This window comes from Dactylosporangium sp. NPDC050588, assembly GCF_040654975.1.
Classification (GTDB): Bacteria; Actinomycetota; Actinomycetes; order Mycobacteriales; family Micromonosporaceae; genus Dactylosporangium; species Dactylosporangium maewongense.
In genome coordinates this window covers 23,532-44,770 of record NZ_JBFAJA010000105.1, presented here as the reverse complement: position 1 = coordinate 44,770, position 21,239 = coordinate 23,532, and the positions used below count along the sequence as shown (strand labels likewise).

The 21,239-nt window shown below is 75.7% G+C and carries 2 protein-coding genes; both read right to left on the bottom strand.

Annotated features, from left to right (window positions below; translation table 11 throughout):
• Positions 1 to 6,985, bottom strand: a 6,985-nt coding sequence (locus AB0I21_RS49030; RefSeq protein ID WP_360571614.1) for a type I polyketide synthase, incomplete at its 3' end; no start/stop codon positions are given.
• A gap of 35 nt (positions 6,986 to 7,020) precedes the next feature.
• A complete protein-coding gene (locus tag AB0I21_RS49025) occupies positions 7,021 to 21,225 on the bottom strand; it encodes a type I polyketide synthase (RefSeq protein WP_360571612.1) in 14,205 nt (4,734 codons plus the stop codon).
• Positions 21,226 to 21,239: the final 14 nt, after the last annotated feature.

Sequence of the window (21,239 nt, the reverse complement as noted above, 5' to 3'; positions counted from 1 at the left end):
GGCCCCGCGCTTCGACCACCTTGCAGGCGTCCTCAAGGGACCAGACCCCCGCAACATGCGCCGCCGCCAGCTCACCGATCGAATGACCAAGCAGGAAGTCGGGCTTCAGACCCCAGGACTCCAGCAACCGGTACACCGCGACCTCAACCGCAAATAACGCCGGCTGCGTCCACCGCGTCTCATCCAGCGCAGCACCCTCGACGTCCCGCAGACCCTCGATGTACGCGCACACCTCGTCATACGCCGCCGCGAACACCGGGAACGCCTCGTACAGACCGCGACCCATCCCCGACCACTGCGCACCCTGACCCGTGAACAGCATCGCGTTCCCGCCGTCGCGGACCCGGCCACGGATCACCGCGTCACCGAGCAGCACCGCCCGATGCTCGAACATCGACCTGCCGGTCGCCAAAGAAAATCCAACGTCCATTGGATTCCCGGTGACCTCACGCAGCCTCGACACCTGGCCGTCGAGGGCGTCCGCGGTCCGCGCCGACACCGGCCACGGCACCACCGGCAACGCCACCCGATCCTCCACCGGGGCCGCGGCGGCAGGCGGCTCCTCGATGATGACGTGGGCGTTGGTGCCCGAGATCCCGAACGACGACACTCCCGCCCGGCGCGGTCGGTCGGCGGCGGGCCACGGCCGGGCGTCGGTGAGGATCTCGACGGCGCCCGACGACCAGTCGACGTGTGACGACGGGGCGGCGACGTGCAGGGTCCGCGGCAGCTGACCGTGCCGCATGGCGAGGACCATCTTGATCACGCCCGCGACGCCGGACGCGGCCTGGGTGTGGCCGAGGTTCGACTTCACCGACCCGAGCAGCAGCGGTGTCCGCCGGCCGGGCCCGTATGCGGCGATGAGCGCCTGCGCCTCGATCGGGTCGCCGAGGCTCGTGCCCGTGCCGTGCGCCTCGACGGCGTCCACGTCGGACGGCTGGAGGTCCGCGGCGGCGAGCGCGGCGCGGATGACCCGCTGCTGCGACGGGCCGTTCGGGGCCGTGAGGCTGCTGGAGGCGCCGTCCTGGTTGACGGCCGAGCCCTTGATCACCGCGAGGACCGGGTGGCCGTTGGCGACGGCGTCGGAGAGCCGCTCCAGGAGCAGCAGGCCCACGCCCTCGCCCCAGCCGGTGCCGTCGGCGTCGTCGGAGAACGCCTTGCAGCGCCCGTCGGGGGCCAGGCCCCGCTGACGGGAGAAGCCGACGAACGTGCCGGGCGTCGACATGACGGTGACCCCGCCGGCGAGGGCCATGCCGCACTCGCCGCGGCGCAGCGCCGCCGCCGCCAGGTGCAGCGCGACCAGCGACGACGAGCAGGCGGTGTCGACGGTGACCGCGGGTCCTTCGAACCCGAACGTGTACGCGACCCGGCCGGAGGCGACGCTCGGGGCGCTGCCGTTGCCGAGGTGCCCTTCCAGGCCGTCGGGGACGTCGTGGACGCGGGCGGCGTAGTCGCTGTACATGAGGCCGACGAACACCCCGGTCGGGGTGCCGCGCAGCGTGGCAGGGTCGATCCCGGCGCGCTCCAGCAGCTCCCACGACGTCTCCAGCAGCAGCCGCTGCTGCGGGTCGGTGGCGAGGGCCTCGCGGGGCGAGATGCCGAAGAAGTCCGCGTCGAACGCCGCCGCGTCGTACAGGAAGCCGCCCTCACGCGCGTAGCTGGTGCCGCGGTGGTCGGGGTCGGGGTGGTAGAGCCGGTCGACGGGCCAACCGCGGTCGCCGGGGAACGGGCCGACGGCGTCGATGCCGTCCGCGACGAGCCGCCACAGGTCCTCCGGGTTGCCGACGCCGCCCGGGTACCGGCAGCTCATCGCCACGATCGCGACCGGTTCGTCGGCGGCGGACGCGGTGCCGGTGGCGGGCGGTGCGGTGGCCGCGGCGGGCGCCAGGCGCAGCTCGTCGAGGAGGTGCCGGGCCATCGCCGCCGGCGCCGGATGGTCGAACAGGACGGTGGCGGGTAGCGTCAGCCCGGTCGCGGCGGCGAGCCGGTTGCGCAGTTCGAGGGCGGTGAGCGAGTCGAACCCGGCCTCCAGGAACCCGCGGTGCGGGTCGACGTCGTCGCCGGCGGCGTGGCCGAGGACCGTCGCCGCCTCGCCGCGCACCAGCCGCAGCAGTGCCGGGATCCGGTCGCCGTCGGGCATCCGCAGCAGCCGCTGCCGGAGCGTGTCGTCGTCCTCGCCGCGGGCCGCCCGCCGCCCGGCGACCGCGAGTCCACTGAGGACGGCGGGACCGTCGGCGGCCGGACGCAGCCGGGCCGGGACCGCCAGGGCGGCGGGCGCGGCGCAGGCGAGGTCGAGCAGGGCGAGCGCGTCCGCGGCCGGCAGCGGCGCGACGCCGTTGCGGGCGAGGCGGCGGCGGTCGGCGTCGTCGAGGTGGGCGGTGATGCCGCTGGCGGTGTCCCACAGCCCCCAGGCGAGCGACAGCGCCGGCAGTCCTTCGGCGCGGCGCTGGGCGGCGAGGGCGTCCAGGACGCTGTTGGCGGCGGCGTACCCGGCCTGCGCGGCGCCGCCGAGGATCCCGGCGAGCGACGAGTACAGCACGAACGCGGTCAGGGGCAGGCCCCTGGTCAGCTCGTGCAGGTGCAGGGCGCCGTCGGCCTTGGGGCGCAGGATCGCGGCGACCCGGTCGGCGGTGAGGTCGGTGACGACGGCGTCGTCGGCGACCCCGGCGGTGTGCACGACGGCGGTCAGGGGGTGCGCGGCGGGCACGGCGGCGAGGAGTGCGGCGACGGCGGCCCGGTCGGCGACGTCGCAGGCGGCGACGGTGACGGTGGCGCCGTGCCCGGCCAGTTCGTCGCGCAGCGCGGCGGCGCCGTCGGTGGCGAGGCCGCGGCGGCCGGCGAGCAGCAGGTGCCGGACGCCGTGGACGGTGACGAGATGCCGGGCGGCGAGCGCGCCGAGCCCTCCCAGCCCGCCGGTGACGAGCACGGTCCCGTCACCGCCGAACGTGGCCGCCGGCGCTGCTTCCGCCGCGGCGGCGACGGCCCGGGCGAGCCGCGGGACGAGCACGTCGTCGCCGCGGACCGTGACGGTCGGCTCATCGACAGCAAAGGCGTTGGCGAGGGCCTCGCCGGTGGGCTCCTGGTCGTGGACCTGGATGACCCCGAACGTCCCGGGGTGCTCGGCCTCCGCGGAGCGGATCAGCCCGGCCACGCCGGCCGAGGCGACCGCGTCCGCTCCGGAGGCGGGCACGACGACCCGCAGCGCGGCCCCGGCGGGCGGGTCGGCGAGCCACTCCTGGACGACTGCGAGGGCGGCGGAGGTCCGCCGGTGCACGGCCGCCACGAGGCCGTCGCCGGCGGCGTCGATGGTGACCACGACGCGGCCCGGGGCGGGGGCTCCCCCGGCGACGGCGGCGTGGAGCGTGGTGAGGTCGGCGTACGCGTCGACCGTTGCGCCGGCCTCCGCCAGCGCCGCCGCGACCCCGGACGGGTCGGCGCCGAGCACGGCGTAGCGGTGCCGGTGTCCGCCGGTGGGGCGGGCGGGGACGAGGTCGAGCCGGAACAGGTCGGTGGCGCGGCCGGCGGCCAGTTGCCCGGCGGTCACCGGGCGCAGGTCGAGCGCGTCGATCGACACCACCGGCCGGCCGGACTCGTCGGCGACGTCGACGGCCACGGTCGTGGCGCCGGTGAGCGTGAGGCGGGCGCGGACGGTGACGGCGCCGGTCGTACACAGGGAGACGCCACGGAACGCGAACGGCAGCAGCGTGTCGCCGGCGGTGTGCTCCGCCAGGCCCAGGGTGTGCAGGACGGCGTCGAGCAGGGCGGGGTGGACGCCGAAGCGGTTCACGTCGTCGCGGGCCGTCTCGGGGAGCGCGACCTCGGCGAACAGGTCGCCGTCGCTGCGCCAGACGGCCCGCACGCCCCGGAACGCGGGACCGTAGTCGAGTCCGGCGCCGGCAAGCGTGTCGTACAGACCGTCGACGGGGACCGGGGTCGCGCCGGCCGGCGGCCACACGGCCAGGTCGGTGGTGTCCCGGGGCTGCCCGGGCCGCAGCCGCCCGGTCGCGTGCCGGGTCCAGTCGGCGGTGGTGTCGTCGGCGCCGCGGGAGTACACGGCGACGGGGCGGGCCCCGGTGTCGTCGGGGGCGCCGACGGTGAGCTGCAGGTGCACGGCGCCCGGGTCGGGCAGAGCGAGGGGGGCCTCCACCGCGAGCTCGTCGAGGCGCCCGCAGTCGAGCATCTCCCCGGCGCGCAGCGCCAGGTCGACGAGGGCGGTGGCGGGCACGAGCGGCACGCCGAGCACGACGTGGTCGCGCAGCCACGGCTGGTCGCGCAGCGAGAGCCGGCTGGTGAAGACGAAGCCGCCGCCGTCGGCGAGGCCGAGCGCGGCGCCGAGCAGCGGATGGTCGACGGGCAGGAGCCCGGCCGCGGCGGCGTCGGCGCGGGCGGCGGGGTCGTCGAGCCAGAACCGGGTGCGGCGGAACGCGTACGTCGGCAGGTCGACGACATTGCCGCCGAGGACCCGCGTCCAGTCCGGGGACCAGCCGGTGACGTGCATCTGCGCGACGGCGGTCATCAGCGTCAGCGGCTCGTCGCGGCCCTTGCGCATCGCGGGGACCCCGTCGACCATCGCCGACAGCACCCCGTCCGGACCGACCTCCAGGAACCTGGTCACGCCCTTCGCGGTCAACCTGGAAGCGGCGTCGGAGAACCGGACCGTCCCCCGAACCTGACCCACCCAATACTCCGGGTCAGTGACATCACCGGTCGACGTGATCGCGATCGGAATCCCCGGCTCGTTGAATTTCACGGTCGCCAGGACCTCACGGAACGCGTCGAGCATCCCGTCCATGCGTGCCGAGTGGAACGCGTGACTCACCTTGAGCCGGCGCGTCTTGGCGAACCCCGCGGCGACCGCTTCGACCGCTTCCTCGTCACCGGACACGACCACGGCGTCCGGGCCGTTGACGGCGGCCAGCGAAACACCGTCGACCAACGCCGCCCGAACCTGCTCCTCCGAAGCCTGGATCGCCACCATCGCACCACCGGCCGGCAGCGCCTGCATGAGACGGCCGCGAGCCTCCACCACCTTGCAGGCGTCCTCCAGGGACCAGACCCCCGCAACATGCGCAGCGGCCAGCTCACCGATCGAGTGACCGAGGAGGTAATCGGGGCGCAGACCCCAGGACTCCAGCAGCCGGTACACCGCGACCTCAACCGCGAACAGCGCAGGCTGCGTCCACTGTGTCTCATCCAGGTCGGCGCCCTCGACGTCCCGCAGGCCCTCGATGTGGGAGCACACCTCGTCATACGCCGCAGCGAAGACCGGGAACGCCTGGTACAGGCCGCGACCCATCCCCGACCACTGCGCGCCCTGGCCGGTGAACAGCATCGCGGAGCGGCCGGGCGTCACGACACCCGTGACCGTGAGGTCGTCGAGTGCCGCCCGCAGCGAGGACCGGTCGGCGCCGAGCACGACCGCCCGGTGCTCCGTCGTGGTCCGCGCCGTCGCCAGGGTGAACGCGACGTCGGCCGGTTCGAGGCCGGGCGCCGCGTCCAGGGCGGCGGCGAGCCGGCGGGCCTGCGCGGGCACCGTCGCCGCGGTACGGCCGGACAGCAGCCACGGGACGACCGGCGGTGCGACCCTCTCCCCCGACGGGGTGGCCGCGGCCGGCGGCTCCTCGATGACGACGTGGGCGTTGGTGCCGGACACTCCGAACGACGACACCCCCGCCCGGCGCGGGCGGCCGGTGGACGGCCACGGCTGTGCCTCGGTCAGCAGCCGGACCGCGCCCGCGGACCAGTCCACATGCGACGACGGGGTGGTGGCGTGCAGGGTCCGCGGCAGCCGCTCGTGCCGCATGGCGAGGACCATCTTGATGACGCCGGCGACGCCGGACGCCGCCTGGGTGTGGCCGAGGTTCGACTTCACCGACCCGAGCCACAGCGGCTCGTCGCGACCCTGCCCGTAGGTCGCCAGCAGCGCCTGCGCCTCGATCGGGTCGCCGAGGCTCGTGCCGGTGCCGTGCGCCTCCACGACGTCGACGTCGGCGGGGGCGAGGCCGGCACTCGCCAGGGCGGCCTTGATGACGCGCTGCTGCGAGGGGCCGTTCGGGGCGGTGAGGCCGCTGGACGCGCCGTCCTGGTTGACGGCGGAGCCTCTGAGGACCGCGAGGACCGGGTGGCCGTTGGCGACGGCGTCGCTGAGCCGCTCCAGGAGCAGCAGGCCGGCGCCCTCGCCCCAGCCGGTGCCGTCGGCGTCGTCGGAGAACGACTTGCAGCGGCCGTCGGCGGCCAGGCCGCGCTGCCGGCTGAAGCCGATGAACGTGTTCGGGGTCGACATGACGGTCACACCGCCGGCGAGGGCGAGGCCGCATTCGCCGCGGCGCAGCGCCGTCGCCGCCAGGTGCAGCGCGACCAGCGACGACGAGCAGGCGGTGTCGACGGTGACCGCGGGTCCTTCGAGGCCGAACGTGTAGGCGATGCGGCCGGAGGCGATGCTGGGTGAGCTGCCGTTGCCGACGTAGCCTTCCATGCCTTCGGGGATCTCGCGGAGGCGGGCGCCGTAGTCGTTGTACATGACGCCGACGAACACGCCGGTGCGGCTGCCGCGCAGCGTGGCCGCGTCCAGGCCGGCGCGTTCGAAGGCCTCCCACGCCGTCTCCAGCAGCAGCCGCTGCTGCGGGTCCATGCCGAGCGCTTCTCGGGGTGAGACGCCGAACGGGGCGGGGTCGAACTCGTCGGCGTCGTAGAGGAAGCCTCCTTCGCTGCCGTACGACGTGCCGCGGTGGTCCGGGTCGGGGTGGAACAGGTTGTCCAGGTCCCAGCCGCGGTTGCCGGGGAACGGCCCGATGGCGTCGCGGCCGTCGGCGACGAGCCGCCACAGGTCCTCGGGTGTCTGGACGCCGCCGGGGTACCGGCAGCTCATCGCGACGATCGCGACGGGCTCCTGCGCCCGGTCCTCGACCTCCTTGAGCCGCTCCCTGGTCCGGTGCAGATCAACCGTCACGCGCTTCAGGTACTCGCGCAGCTTGTCTTCGTTCATCGGTGACCGGACCTTTCTGAAAGCGGTGGGCGTCGCTACGACAGACCGAGGTCGTTGTCGATGAACGCGAAGATGTCGTCGTCGCTGGCCGAGTCGAGGCGTTCGGCGACGCCCGCCCCGGAGCCGGCCCCGCGGTCGGTGAGCTTCGTGAGCAGCAGCTGCAGCCGGTCCGTGAGCCGGTCCCGGGTGTCGTCGTCGATCGCGTCGACCGCGGCCTCGAGGTCGTCGAGGACGGCGAACGGCGCGTCGGCGTCGTCCTGGACGAGCTGGCCGAGGACGTGCCCGGCCATCGCGTCCGGCGACGGGTAGTCGAACAGCAGCGTCGCCGGCAGCCGCAGCCCGGTGGCGGCGGCGAGCCGGTTGCGCAGTTCGAGGGCGGTGAGGGAGTCGAAGCCGAGCTCGAGGAACCCGCGGTCCGGCTCGACCGCGTCCGGCCCGGGGTACCCGAGGACGACCGCGGCCTCGGCCCGGACCAGGTCCAGGAGGGTGCGCTGCCGTTCGGCGCTGCTCAGCCGGGCGAGCCGGGCGGCGAGGGTCTCCGCCTCGGCGGCGGCCGGTCCGGTGGTGACGGCCTGCCGGGCGGGGCGGCCGACGAGGCCGCGCATGATGGCCGGCACCGCCTCGGTCCCGGCGGCCGCCCGGATCGCGTCGACGACGAGACGGGCCGGGATGAGCACGGCCTCGTCGACGACGCAGGCGACGTCGAACAGGGCGAGCCCCTCGGCGTGCGACAGCGGGGCGAGCCCGCCGCGGGCCATCCGCCGCAGGTCGCCGCCGTCGAGCTTGGCGGTCATGCCGTTGCCCTGCTCCCACAGGCCCCAGGCGAGCGACAGCGCCGGGAGGCCGGCGGCTCGGCGCTGGTGCGCGAGGGCGTCCAGGAACGTGTTCGCGGCCGCGTAGTTGGCCTGGCCGGTGCCGCCGAACGTGCCGGCCATCGAGGAGAACAGCACGAACGCCGACAGCGGCAGCCCGCGGGTGAGCTCGTCGAGGTTGAGGGCGGCGTCGACCTTCGGCCGCAGGACGGTGTCGACCTGCTCGCGGGTCAGCGCGGACACGACCCCGTCGTCGACGACCCCGGCGGTGTGCACGACACCGGTGAGGGGCCGGTCCGCGGGGATCGCGGCGAGCACCGCGGCGAGGGCGTCCCGGTCGGCGACGTCGCACTCGGCGATCGTCACCTCGGCGCCGAGGTCGAGCAGCGCCTGCCGCAGCTCGGCGGCACCCTCGGCGGCGGGGCCGCGGCGGCTGGTGAGCAGCAGATGCCGGACGCCGTGCTCGGCGGCGAGGTGCCGGGCGATGAGACCACCGAGGTCACCGGTGCCGCCGGTGATCAGGACGGTGCCCTTCGGGTCCCACGTCGCCGACGGGGTCACGCCGGGGGTGGCGGCGACCCGGGCGAGCCGCGGCACATGGACGCCGCCGACGCGGACGGCGACGTTGCCTTCGCCGCAGGTGAGGGCGGCCGGCAGCGCGGCGTAGGAGACGTCGCGGTCGTCGAGGTCGAGCAGGACGAACCGGTCCGGGTTCTCGGTCAGCGCCGACCGGACCAGGCCCCACACCGGCGCCCAGGCGAGGTCGTCGACGGTGTCGCCGCCGGTGCTGTGGGTGACGAACACCAGCCGGGACCCGGTGAGGCGTTCGTCGGCGAGCCACCCTTGGACGAGGTCGAGCGCCCAGTAGGTGGCGTTGCGGGCCCGCGCGGCCATGTCGGCGCCCTCGGGCCGGTCCGCGCAGGAGACGATGGCCCGGTCGGGGACCGGCGCGCCGGCGGCCACGGCGTCGCGGAGCGCGTCGAGGTCCGGGTAGGTCTCGACGGCGGCGCCGGTGGCGCCGAGCGCCTTGACGAGCTTGACCGGGTTAAGCCCGAGGACCGCCCAGCGCTGCCCGGTGTGGTCGCGGGCCGGCACGACCGGGTTCATGACCATGTCGACCCGGAACAGCGAGTCGTGGTGCTGCGAGCGGGCCGCCTTCACCTGGCTGGCGGTGACGGGGCGCAGCGCGAGCGCGCCGATCGCCGCGAACGGCCGGCCGGTCTGGTCGGCGAGGTCGACGGCGACGGTGTCGGTGCCGCTGGCGGTGAGCCGGACCCGCACGGCGGTGGCCCCGACGGCGCTGAGCGCCACCCGCTCGAACGAGAACGGCAGCACCCCGCGCCCGGCGACGCCGTCGGCGAACGCCAGCGTGTGCAGGGCGGCGTCGAGCAGCGCCGGGTGCAGCAGGAACCGGCCGGCCTCGGAGCGCTCGGGGTCGGCGAGGGCGGCCTCGGCGTAGACGACGCCGTCGCGGCGCCACACCCGGTGCAGTGCCTGGAACGCCGGCCCGTATTCGAACCCGGCGTCGGCGAGGGTGTCGTAGAGGCCGCCGATGTCGACGGGTTCGGCGCCCCCGGGCGGCCACGCCGTGAAGTCCGGGGCGTCCCAGGTGCGGGCGGCGGCGAGGCGGCCGGTGGCGTGCGCGGTCCACGTGTCGTCGGTGCCGCCGGCGTCGCGGGAGTGCACCTGGACCGTGCGGGTGCCGAAGCCGTCAGCGGCGCCGACGGTCACCTGCAGCTGCAGCGCGCCGGGCTCCGGCAGGACCAGCGGCGCCTGGAGGGTGAGCTCCTCGATCCGGTCGCAGCCGACGGCGTCGCCGGCGGACAGGGCGAGCTCGACGAGGGCGGTGCCGGGCAGCAGGACGGTGTCCATGACCCGGTGGTCGGCGAGCCACGGCTGGTCAGCGATCGACAGCCGGTTGGTGAAGAGGTGGCCGCCGGTGTCGGCGAGGGGGACGCCGGCGCCGAGCAGCGGGTGCCTGACCGTGCCGAGGCCGAGCGCGGCGGGGTCCGCGGCGTCGGCGGGGTCCGCGGCGTCGGCGGGGTCCGCGGCGTCGGCGGGGGCGTCGAGCCAGTACCGCTGCCGCTGGAACGCGTACGTGGGCAGGTCGACGCGGCGTCCCCCGGCGAGGAGCCGGGTCCAGTCCGGCGACCAGCCGGTGACGTGCATCTGCGCGACGGCGGTCATCAGCGTCAGCGGCTCGTCGCGGCGCTTGCGCATCGCGGGGACCCCGTCGACCATCGCCGACAGCACCCCGTCCGGGCCGACCTCCAGGAACCTGGTTACGCCCTTAGCGGCCAGCGTGGAAGCGGCCTCCGCGAACCGGACCGTCCCCCGGACCTGGCCCACCCAGTACTCCGGGTCGGTCACGTCGCCGGTCGACGTGATCGCGATCGGAATCCCCGGCTCGTTGAATTTCACGGTGGCCAGGACCTCACGGAACGCGTCGAGCATCCCGTCCATGCGTGCCGAGTGGAACGCGTGACTCACCTTGAGCCGCCGCGTCTTGGCGAACCCGTTGGCCACCGCCTCGACCGCGCCCTCGTCGCCGGAGATGACGACCGCGTCAGGGCCGTTGACGGCGGCCAGCTCAACGCCCTCGACCAACGCCGCCCGGACCTGCTCCTCCGAAGCCTGGATCGCCACCATCGCACCCCCACGCGGCAGCGCCTGCATCAACCGGCCCCGCGCCGACACCACCTTGCAGGCGTCCTCAAGGGACCAGACTCCGGCGACGTGGGCCGCCGCCAGTTCACCGATCGAATGACCAAGGAGGTGGTCGGGGCGCAGCCCCCAGGACTCCAGCAGCCGGTACACCGCGACCTCAACCGCGAACAGCGCAGGCTGCGTCCACTGTGTCTCATCCAGGTCGGCGCCCTCGACGTCCCGCAGGCCCTCGATGTGGGAGCACACCTCGTCATACGCCGCGGCGAACACCGGGAACGCCTCGTAGAGACCGCGACCCATCCCCGACCACTGCGCACCCTGACCGGTGAACAGCATCGCGTTTCCGCCGTCGCGGACCCGCCCCCGGACCTGCACGTCACCGAGCAGCACCGCCCGGTGCTCGAACATCGACCTGCCGGTCGCCAAAGAAAATCCAACGTCCATTGGATTCCCGGTGACCTCACGCAGCCTCGACACCTGGCCGTCGAGAGCGTCCATGGTCCGGGCCGACACCGGCCACGGCACCACCGGCAACGCGGCTCGCGAGCCCGTCGCGGCGAGCACCGCGGGCGGCTCCTCCACGATCACGTGGGCGTTGGTGCCGGAGATGCCGAACGACGACACCCCCGCCCGGCGCGGCCGGTCGGTGGCCGGCCACGGCCGCGCCTCGGTGGCGAGCTCGACGGCGCCGGACGACCAGTCGATGTGCGGGGAGGGCGCGTCGACGTGCAGGGTGCGCGGCAGCGTCCCGTGGCGTAGGGCCAGGACCATCTTCATCAGCCCGGCGACGCCGGACGCGGCCTGGGTGTGGCCGAGGTTCGACTTCACCGACCCGAGCCAGAGCGGCTCGTCGCGGTCCTGGCCGTAGGTGGCGAGGATGGCCTGCGCCTCGATCGGGTCGCCGAGGCTCGTGCCGGTGCCGTGCGCCTCCACCACATCGACGTCGGCGGGGCGCAGCCCGGCGTCGGCGAGCGCGGCTCGGATGACCCGCTGCTGCGCCGGACCGTTCGGAGCCGTCAGACCGTTGGAAGCGCCGTCCTGGTTGACGGCGGAGCCGCGGATGACGGCCAGGACCGGGTGGCCGTTGGCGACCGCGTCGGAGAGCCGCTCGACCAGCAGCAGGCCGACGCCCTCGGCCCAGCCGGCGCCGTCCGCGGACGCGGAGAACGCCTTGCACCGCCCGTCGGGCGACAGGGCGCGCTGCCGGCTGAACTCGACGAACGTGTCGGTCGAGGAGATGATCGTGACCCCGCCGGCGAGGGCGAGGGTGCAGTCGCCGCGGCGCAGCGCCTGCATGGCGAGGTGCAGCGCGACCAGCGACGACGAGCAGGCGGTGTCGACGGTCAGCGCCGGTCCTTCGAGCCCGAACAGGTACGCGATCCGGCCGGACGCGACGCTGCCGGCGCTGCCGAGGGCGAGCTGCCCCTCGAAGCCTTCGGGCGCGACGTGCAACCGGCAGACGTAGTCATGGTAGTTGGAGCCGACGAAGACGCCGGTGCGGCTGCCACGGGCGGCGGCGGGGTCGATCCCGGCGTGTTCGAACGCCTCCCACGCCGTCTCCAGCAGCAGCCGCTGCTGCGGGTCCATGGCGAGGGCCTCGCGCGGGGAGATGCCGAAGAACGCGGGGTCGAAGGCGGCGGCGTCGTGCAGGAAGCCGCCTTCGCGGGTGTAGAAGGTGCCCGACCGCTCGGGGTCCGGGTCGTAGAGCCCGTCGAGGTCCCAGCCGCGGTCGGTGGGGAACGGGCCGACGGCGTCGACCTCGTCGATGAGGACCCGCCACAGGTCCTCGGGGCCGGCGACGCCGCCGGGCAGCCGGCAGGTCATCGCGACGATCGCGATCGGGTCGTCGCCGTCAGCCGCCCGCACGGCGGTCTCGGGCGCCGGGGCCTCGCCGCCGACGAGCTCCCCCAGCAGGTGCCGGGTGAGGGCCGTCGCGGTCGGGTGGTCGAAGACGAGCGTCACCGGCAGCCGGAGCCCGGTCGCGGCGCCGAGCCGGTTGCGCAGCTCGACGGCGGTGAGGGAGTCGAAGCCGAGGTCGCGGAACGCCCGGCCGGGGTCGACGGCGGTGTCGTCGGGGAAACCGAGGACTGCGCCGGCGTGCCGGCGCACGAGCTGCAGCAGCCGCGCCTCCCGCTCGGCGGCGGGGAGCCCGGCGAGCTCGCGGCCGAGCGGGACGCCGGCGCCGTCCTCGGCCGGTGCCGCCTCGGGCAGGTCGCGCAGCGCCGGGCTGGGCCGGGACGCGGTGAACGCGGGCGCGTACCTGGGCCAGTCGACGTCGGCGACGACGACGCAGGTGTCGCCGTCGTCGAGGGCGCGGTGCAGGACGCTGATCGCCTTGCCCGGGTCCATCGGCAGCATGCCCTGGCGGCGGGCGGACTCGCCGATCTCACCGCCGGCGAGGCCGCCGCCGGCCCAGACGCCCCAGGCGACGGCGGTGGCGGGCAGTCCCGCGGCGTGCCGCTGCTGCGCGAGGGCGTCCAGGAGGCTGTTGGCGGCGGCGTAGCTGCCCTGCCCGGGGCCGCCGAGGGTGCCGCCGAGCGAGGAGAACAGCACGAAAGCGGTCAGGTCCAGCTCGCGGGTGAGCTCGTCCAGGTGCAGGGCGGCGTCCGCCTTCGGCGCGGCGACGGCGGCGGCCCGCTCGGCGGTGATGCCGTCGATGACGCCGTCGTCGAGGATCGCGGCGGCGTGGAACACCGCCCGCAGCGGCCGGTCCTCGGGAATGCTCGCGAGGAGGCCGGCGAGGGCGGCGCGGTCGGCGACGTCGACGGCGGCGATGGTGACGTCGCAGCCGGCGTCCCGCAGCTGCTGGGCGAGTTCGGTGGCGCCGGGCGCGTCCGGTCCGCGCCGGCTGGTGAGCAGCAGGTGCCCGGCGCCCTCGGCGGCCAGCCACCGGGCCAGGTGCGCCCCGATCCCGCCGGTCCCGCCGGTGACGAGCACGGTGCCGTCGGGCCGCCACCGGCCGGCCGCCGGGGAGCCGCCGCTCGCGCGCACGAGGCGGCGGGCGTAGGTCGCGGCGCCGCGGACGGCGACCTGGTCCTCGCCGTCGTGGCCCGTGACGACCGATGCGAGTCTGGCGACTGTCGCGGCGGTGACCTCAGCGGGCAGGTCGACGAGGCCGCCCCAGCGGTCGGGGTGTTCGAGGGCGGCGATGCGGCCCAGGCCCCATGTCATCGCCTGCAGCGGTGCGGTGACGGTGTCGGCGGCGCCGACCTGCACGGCGCCCCGAGTGACCGTCCACAGTGGAGCATGGCACGCCACGTCCCCGAGCGCCTGCAGCAGCGCGACGGTCGCGGTGAGCCCGGACGGCAGCGCGGTGCCGACGCGGCACGGGTGCTCGTCGAGGGCGAGCAGCGACAGAACCCGGTCGGGGGCGGGGTTGCCGTCCAGGGCGGCGCGCAGGTGCGCGGCGGTCGTCGCCCGGTCCGCCTGTGCGGGCAGCGTCAGCACGTCCGCGCGCACCTCGGCGGCGAGCAGCTGGGCGACGAGGTGCTCGGTCCAGGCGCCGGCCCGGTCGGCGGCGGGCAGCACGACCAGCCATCGCCCGGCCGGAGTGGTGGGCAGGTCGGTGAGGGGCTGCCAGCGGATGCGGTACCGCCACCCGTCCAGCGCCGCCCGGCCGGCCTGTTCCCGCCGCCAGCGCGACAGCGCCGGCAGGAGCCCTTCGACGGCATCGGGCGCCACCGCGAGGGTCGCGGCCAGTTCCTGAAGGTCCTGCTGCTCGACGAGCTGCCAGAACCGGGCGTCGACACCGTCCCCGGCGCTCATGATCGGTGGGGCGTCCAGCCAGTACCGCTGCCGCTGGAACGGATACGTGGGCAGGTCGACGATCCGTCGCCCCGCGCCGAACGCGGTCGTCCAGTCCACGGCGGTGCCGTGCGCGTGCAGGGTGCCCAGCGCGGTGAGCAGCCGGACCGGCCCGCCGTCGTCGCGGCGCAGCGTGCCGGTGACCACCGCGTCGACCCCGGCGGCGTCGACGGTCTCCTGGATGCCGGGTGTCACCACCGGGTGGGCGCTGACCTCGACGAAGACGGTGACGCCGGCGTCGGCGAGCGTGCGCACGGCCGGCGCGAACTGGACGCTGTGGCGCAGGTTGCGGTACCAGTACTCGGCGCCGCCGACGTCGATGCCGGTGATGTCGGCGCCGACGGTGGAGTGGAACTCGACCCGCGCCGGCCGCGGCTCGACGGGCGCGAGGACCTCCAGGAGCCGGTCGTGGATCGCCTCGACGTGCGCGCAGTGCGAGGCGTAGTCGACCTCGACCCGGCGGGTCCGGACCCCGTCCGCGGCGCACGCGTCGGCGAGCGAGGCGAGCGCGTCGACGTCGCCGGAGACGACGACGGAGCCGGCACCGTTGACGGCGGCGACGCTGAGCCGGTCCGCCCACGGGGCGAGCCGGTCGGTCGCCTGCTCCGGCGGGAGCGCGACGGAGAGCATGCCGCCGCGGCCGGCGAGGACCGACAGCGCCTGGCTGCGCAGCGCGACGACCCGGGCGGCGTCGCCGAGGGTGAGGATCCCGGCGACGCAGGCCGCCGCGATCTCGCCCTGCGAGTGGCCGACGACGACGTCGGGGGTGACGCCGCGGGACTCCCACCACGCGGCCAGGGACACCATGACGGCCCACAGGACCGGCTGCACGACGTCGACGCGGTCCAGGCCGGGCGCGCCGGCGTCGCCGCGCAGGACCGCGGTGAGGGACCAGTCGACGGACGGCGCGAGGGCCGCCTCGCACGCCTCGATCTGCTCCCGGAACACGGGCTCGGCGTCGAGGAGCTCCACGCCCATGCCGAGCCACTGTGATCCCTGCCCGGGGAACACGAACGCGACCTTCCCGCCGGCCCGGATGACCCCTGTGACGGTGGCGGCGGCGGGTGTACCGGTGGCGAGCCCGTCCAGTTGCCGCACGATGCCGTCCCGGTCGCTGCCGGCGACGACCGCGCGGTGCGCCAGGGCGGCCCGTGCGCTGAACAGCGTCCAGGCGGCGTCGGCGAGGTCGTCGCCGGTCGCCGCCAGGTGCGCCGCGAGCCGGGCGGCCTGCGCGCGAAGCGCCTCGTCGCTGTGCGCGGACAGCAGGACCGGCACCGCGGCGGGTCCGGCGGCCGCGGCGGGTCCGGCGGCCGGGACGGGAGCGGCCTCCGGCTCCTCGGCGGCCTCCAGGATGAGGTGGGCGTTGGTGCCGGACACCCCGAACGACGACACCCCGGCGCGGCGCGGGCGGCCGGTCTCGGGCCAGTCGCGGGCCTCGGCGAGCAGCTCCACGGCGCCGGCGGTCCAGTCGACGTGCGTCGACGGCCGCCCCACGTGCAGGGTCCGCGGCAGGGTGCCGTGCCGCATCGCGAGGACCATCTTGATGATCCCGCCGATCCCGGCGGCGGCCTGGGTGTGCCCGACGTTGGACTTCAGCGACCCGAGCCACAGCGGGGTCTGCCGGTCCGCGCCGTAGGTGGCGAGGAGTGCCTGCGCCTCGATCGGGTCGCCGAGGGCGGTGCCGGTGCCGTGCGCCTCGACCGCGTCCACATCGGACGCCTCCAGGCCGGCGGCGCGCAGGGCCGCCCGGATCACCCGCTGCTGCGCCGGGCCGTTCGGGGCCGTAAGGCCGTTGGAGGCGCCGTCCTGGTTGAGGGCCGATCCACGCACGACCGCCAGGACGCGGTGGCCGCGCGCCCGGGCGTCGCTGAGCCGCTCCAGCACGAGCATGCCGGCGCCCTCGGCGAGACCCATGCCGTCGGCGTCGTCGGAGAACGCCTTGCAGCGGCCGTCGGCGGCGAGGCCGCGCTGCCGGCTGAACCCGACGAACGCCGCCGGTGACGACATCACGGCGACCCCGCCGGCGAGGGCCAGGTCGCACTCGCCGCGGCGCAGCGCCTGGGCGGCCAGGTGGGTGGCGACCATCCCCGAGGAGCAGGCGGTGTCGACGGTGACGGCCGGTCCTTCGAGCCCGAACGTGTAGGCGATGCGGCCGGACGCGACGCTGCTCTCGGTGCCGATGATGAGGTGGCCCTCGGCGCCGTCGGGGACCTGTTGCAGGCGGCTGCCGTAGTCGCCGCCGGCGGCGCCGACGAACACCCCGGTGGGGGTGCCGCGCAGCGTGGTGTGGTCGATGCCGGCGGCCTCGAACACCTCCCACGCGACCTCGAGCAGCAGCCGCTGCTGCGGGTCCATGGCGACGGCCTCCCGCGGCGAGATCCCGAACAGCTGCGGGTCGAAGCGGACGGCGTCGCGCAGGAAGCCACCGTCGCGGACGTAGCTGCGGCCGGGCCGGTCCGGGTCCGGGTCAAACAGGCCGTCGACGTCCCAGCCGCGGTCGGTGGGCATCGGGCCGATCGCGTCGCCGCCGTCGCTCAGCAGCGCCCACAGGTCCTCGGGTGACTCGACGCCACCCGCGAACCGGCAGCTCATGCCGACGATCGCGATCGGCTCGTCGGTGGCGGCGGCCTGGGCAGCGGCGGCCGGCAAGGCGCTGGTCGCGCCGCCGAGCTCGCGGTGCAGGTGCGCGGCGAGGGCGTCGACGTTGGGGTAGTCGAAGATGACGGTCGTCGGCAGCCGCAGGCCCGTGGACCGGGCCAGGGAGTCGCGCAGTTCGAGGGCGGTCAGGGAGTCGAAGCCGAGGTCCCGGAACGAGCGGGTGCCGTTGACCGCGTCGATGCCCCGGTGGCCGAGCGCTTCGGCGGCGCCGGCCCGGACGAGCTCCTCCAGCGCGCCGAGCCCGAGCTGCCGGGCGTCCACCCCGCCGGGGGCGGGCGCGGCGGGCGGCGCGAGCAGCGACGCGACCTCGGGCAGGTCGGCGATGAGCGGGCGGTGCCGTGCGGCGGTGAACAGCGGCGCGAACTGGGCCCAGTCGACGTCGGCGACGACGGCGGTGCCGGGGTCGCGGTCCAGGACATGGTGCAGGGCGTCGAGGGCGGCGGCGGGGTCCATGAACTCGATGCCGTGCCAGTTCGCCGACGCGCGGACGTCGGCACGGGCCATGCCGCCGCTTTCCGGGCTCCAGATGCCCCACGCGATCGACGTGCCGGCCCGGCCGCGGGCGCGGCGGGCCTGGACGAGCCCGTCGAGGTAGGCGTTCGCGGCGGCGTAGGCGCCGTGGTCGCCGCTGCCCCAGACCCCGGCGACGGACGCGTACGTGACGAACCGGTCGACGGTGTCGCGGTCGAAGACGGCGTCGAGGTTCGCGGCGCCGCCGAGCTTCGCCGCGGTCGCGGCCGCCAGGTCGGCGGCGGTGGTGTCGCGGAGCCGGCCGAGGACGCCGACGCCGGCGGCGTGCACGACGGTGCGGATCGGGCCGTGCTCGGCCTCGACCGCCTCGACGACGGCGGTTAGGGCGTCCCGGTCGGCGACGTCGCAGGCGGCGACGGTGACCCCGGCGCCGAGGGCGGTGAGCTCGTCGCGCAGCGCGGCGGCGCCGGGCGCCGCGTCGCCGCGGCGGCTGAGCAGGACGAGGTGGGTGGCGCCGTGCCCGGCGAGCCAGCGGGCGGTCTGGGCGCCGAGGCCGGTGGTGCCGCCGGTGACGAGCGCGCCGCCGCGGGGCCGCCAGCCGGCCGGTGCCCCGCCGGCGCCCCGGGTGATCCTGCGCGCGTGGACGGCGCCGTCGCGGACCGCGACCTGGTCCTCAGAACCACCGAGGAGGCCGGGCACCGGCGACAGGTCGCCGGTGACGTCGATGAGGCCGCCCCACCGGTCGGGGTGTTCGAGGGCGGCGACCCGGCCGAGGCCCCAGACGGCGGCCTGCATGGGGTCGCGGACGTGGTCGCCGGGGCCGGTGCTGACCGCGCCGCCGGTGACGCACCACAGGGGCGCGCCGATGCCGGCGTCGCCGAGGGCCTGCACGAGGGTGAGGGTGTCGGCGACGCCGGCGGTGACGGGCGCCGGGCCGGGCGCCGGGGTCGCGGACGCGGCGAGGGTCGACACGACGCCGGTGAGGCCGGTCGCGGCGGCGGCGAGGAGACCGGTCATCGCCGCCCGGTCGGTGTGCTCGACGACGGTGAGCGTCCGGACGGTGGCGCCGGCACGGGTCAGGGTGTCGTGCAGCGCCTGGTCGCCGGTGTGGGTGACGAGCAGCCAGGTGCCGTCGAGCGCCGCTCCGGTCGCGGGGAGGCGCTTCCAGGTCTCGCGGTAGAGCCAGCCGTCCACTGTGGAGTCGCGGCGGGTCTGGGTGAGCCAGAACCGGTCCCGCTGGAACGCGTAGGTGGGCAGCTCGACCCGCCGGCCCGGGAGGAACGCGGCCCAGTCCGGGGACCAGCCGGCGACGTACGCGGCGGCGACGGCGGCCATGAGGGTGGCGGGCTCGTCGCGCCCCTTGCGCATCGCGGGGATGCCACCGACCAGCGCCGACAGCACCCCGTCGGGCCCGACCTCCAGGAACCTCGTGACACCCTTCGCCTTCAAGCTTTCGTAGGCGTCAGCGAACCGGACGGTCCCCCGGACCTGATCCACCCAATACGACGGGTCGGTAACGTCGCCGATCGACGTCGTCGCGATCGGGATCTGCGGCGGGTGGAACGTGACCGTGTTCAGGACCTCGTGGAACGCGTCGAGCATCCCGTCCATCCGCGCCGAGTGGAACGCGTGACTCACCTTCAGCCGGCGCGTCTTGGCGAACCCCGCCGCCACCGCTGAGACGGCTTCCTCGTCGCCGGAGATGACGACCGCGTCGGGACCGTTGACCGCGGCCAGCGAAACACCGTCGACCAGCGCCGCGCGGACCTGCTCCTCAGACGCCTGGATCGCCACCATCGCGCCACCGGATGGCAGCGCCTGCATCAGACGACCGCGGGCGTCAACCACCTTGCAGGCGTCCTCAAGGGACCAGACCCCCGCAACGTGCGCCGCCGCCAGCTCACCGATCGAATGACCGAGGAGGAAGTCAGGTCGCAGACCCCAGGACTCCAGCAACCGGTACACCGCGACCTCAACCGCGAACAACGCAGGCTGCGTCCACTGCGTCTCATCCAGCCGCGAATCGTCCACCTCGACGAGGGCGCACACCTCGTCATACGCCGCCGCGAACACCGGGAACGCCTCGTAGAGACCGCGGCCCATCCCCGGCCACTGCGCACCCTGACCGGTGAACAGCATCGCGGAGGCGGCCTCGAGGTCGGCGGTGCCGGTGATGACGTCCGGATCGCGGAGGCCGGCGGCGAGGGCGTCCAGGGCGCGGGTCAGGGCGGCCCGATCGGCGCCGAGCACGACGGCCCGGTGCTCCAGGTGCGCCCGGGCGGTGGCCCGGGTCCGGGCGACGTCGGCGGCGTCGAGGTCGGGGCGGCCGGCGAGGTGCTCGGCGAGCGCGGCCGCCTGCGCCGGCATCGCCTCGGCGGTGTGCGCCGACACGGTCCACGGCAGCACCGGAATCGACGGCACCAACGGCAGAGCGTCCACCGGTGCGGGAGCCTGCTCCAGCACGACGTGCGCGTTGGTGCCGCTGGCGCCGAACGCCGACACGCCGGCGCGGCGGGGCCGGTCGACGGCGGGCCACGGCTGCGCGGCGGTCAGCAGCCGCACGGCGCCCGCCGACCAGTCGACCTTCGACGACGGGGCGTTGACGTGCAGGGTGCGGGGCAGGACGCCGTGCCGCATCGCGAGGACGGCCTTGATGACCCCGGCGACCCCGGCGGCGGCCTGGGTGTGGCCGAGGTTGGACTTGAGGGTGCCGAGCCACAGCGGCCGTCGCGGGTCGCGGCCCTGCCCGTACGTGGCGAGCAGCGCCTCGGCCTCGATCGGGTCGCCGAGGGCGGTGCCGGTGCCGTGCGCCTCGACGGCGTCCACATCGGACGCCTCCAGGCCGGCGTCGGCGAGGGCGGCCCGGATGACCCGCTGCTGTGCCGGGCCGTTCGGGGCCGTAAGGCCGTTGGAGGCGCCGTCCTGGTTGACCGCGGAGCCGCGTACGACGGCGAGGACCCGGCGGCCGCGCTCGACGGCGTCGGAGAGCCGCTCGAGGAGCAGGACGCCGACGCCCTCGCCCCAGCCGGTGCCGTCGGCGTCGTCGGAGAACGCCTTGCAGCGCCCGTCGGGGGCCAGGCCCCGCTGGCGGGAGAACTCGATGAACGACTGCGGGACCGCCATGACGGTGGCGCCGCCGACGACGGCCATGCCGCACTCCCCCGCCCGCAGCGAGCGGACGGCGAGGTGCAGCGCGACGAGCGACGACGAGCACATGGTGTCGACGGTGACGGCGGGGCCGCGGGTGCCGAACGTGTAGGCGAGCCGCCCCGACAGCACCGCGGCGGCGCCGCCGGTGAGCAGGTGCCCCTCGACGCCGTCGGGGGCGCCCTCGGCGGCGGCGCCGTAGCCCTGGTGGCTGGCGCCGACGAACACCCCGGTCTCGGTGTCACGGATGCGGGACGGGTCGAGGCCGGCGTCCTCCAGGGCCTCCCACGTGGTCTCCAGCAGCAGCCGCTGCTGCGGGTCCATGGCGAGGGCCTCGCGCGGGGAGATGCCGAAGAAGCCGGCGTCGAACGCGTCCGCGTCGTGCAGGAACCCGCCGTCACGGGCGTACGTGCGGCCGGGGCGGCCCGGGACCGGGTCGTAGATGCGCTCGAAGTCCCAGCCCCGGTTGAGCGGCACGCCGCCGACGGCGTCGCGCTCGCCGGCGACGAGGTCCCACAGCGCGTCGGGGCCGGTGACGCCGCCGGGGAACCGGCAGCCGATGCCGACGACGGCGATCGGCTCCCGGTCGCGCTCCTCGAACTCGCGGATGCGCCGGTTGGCCTGGCGCAGGTCGGCTGTCACGCGCTTGAGGTAGTCGCGGAGCTTGTCCTCGTTCGCCATCTCGCTCGGCTCCT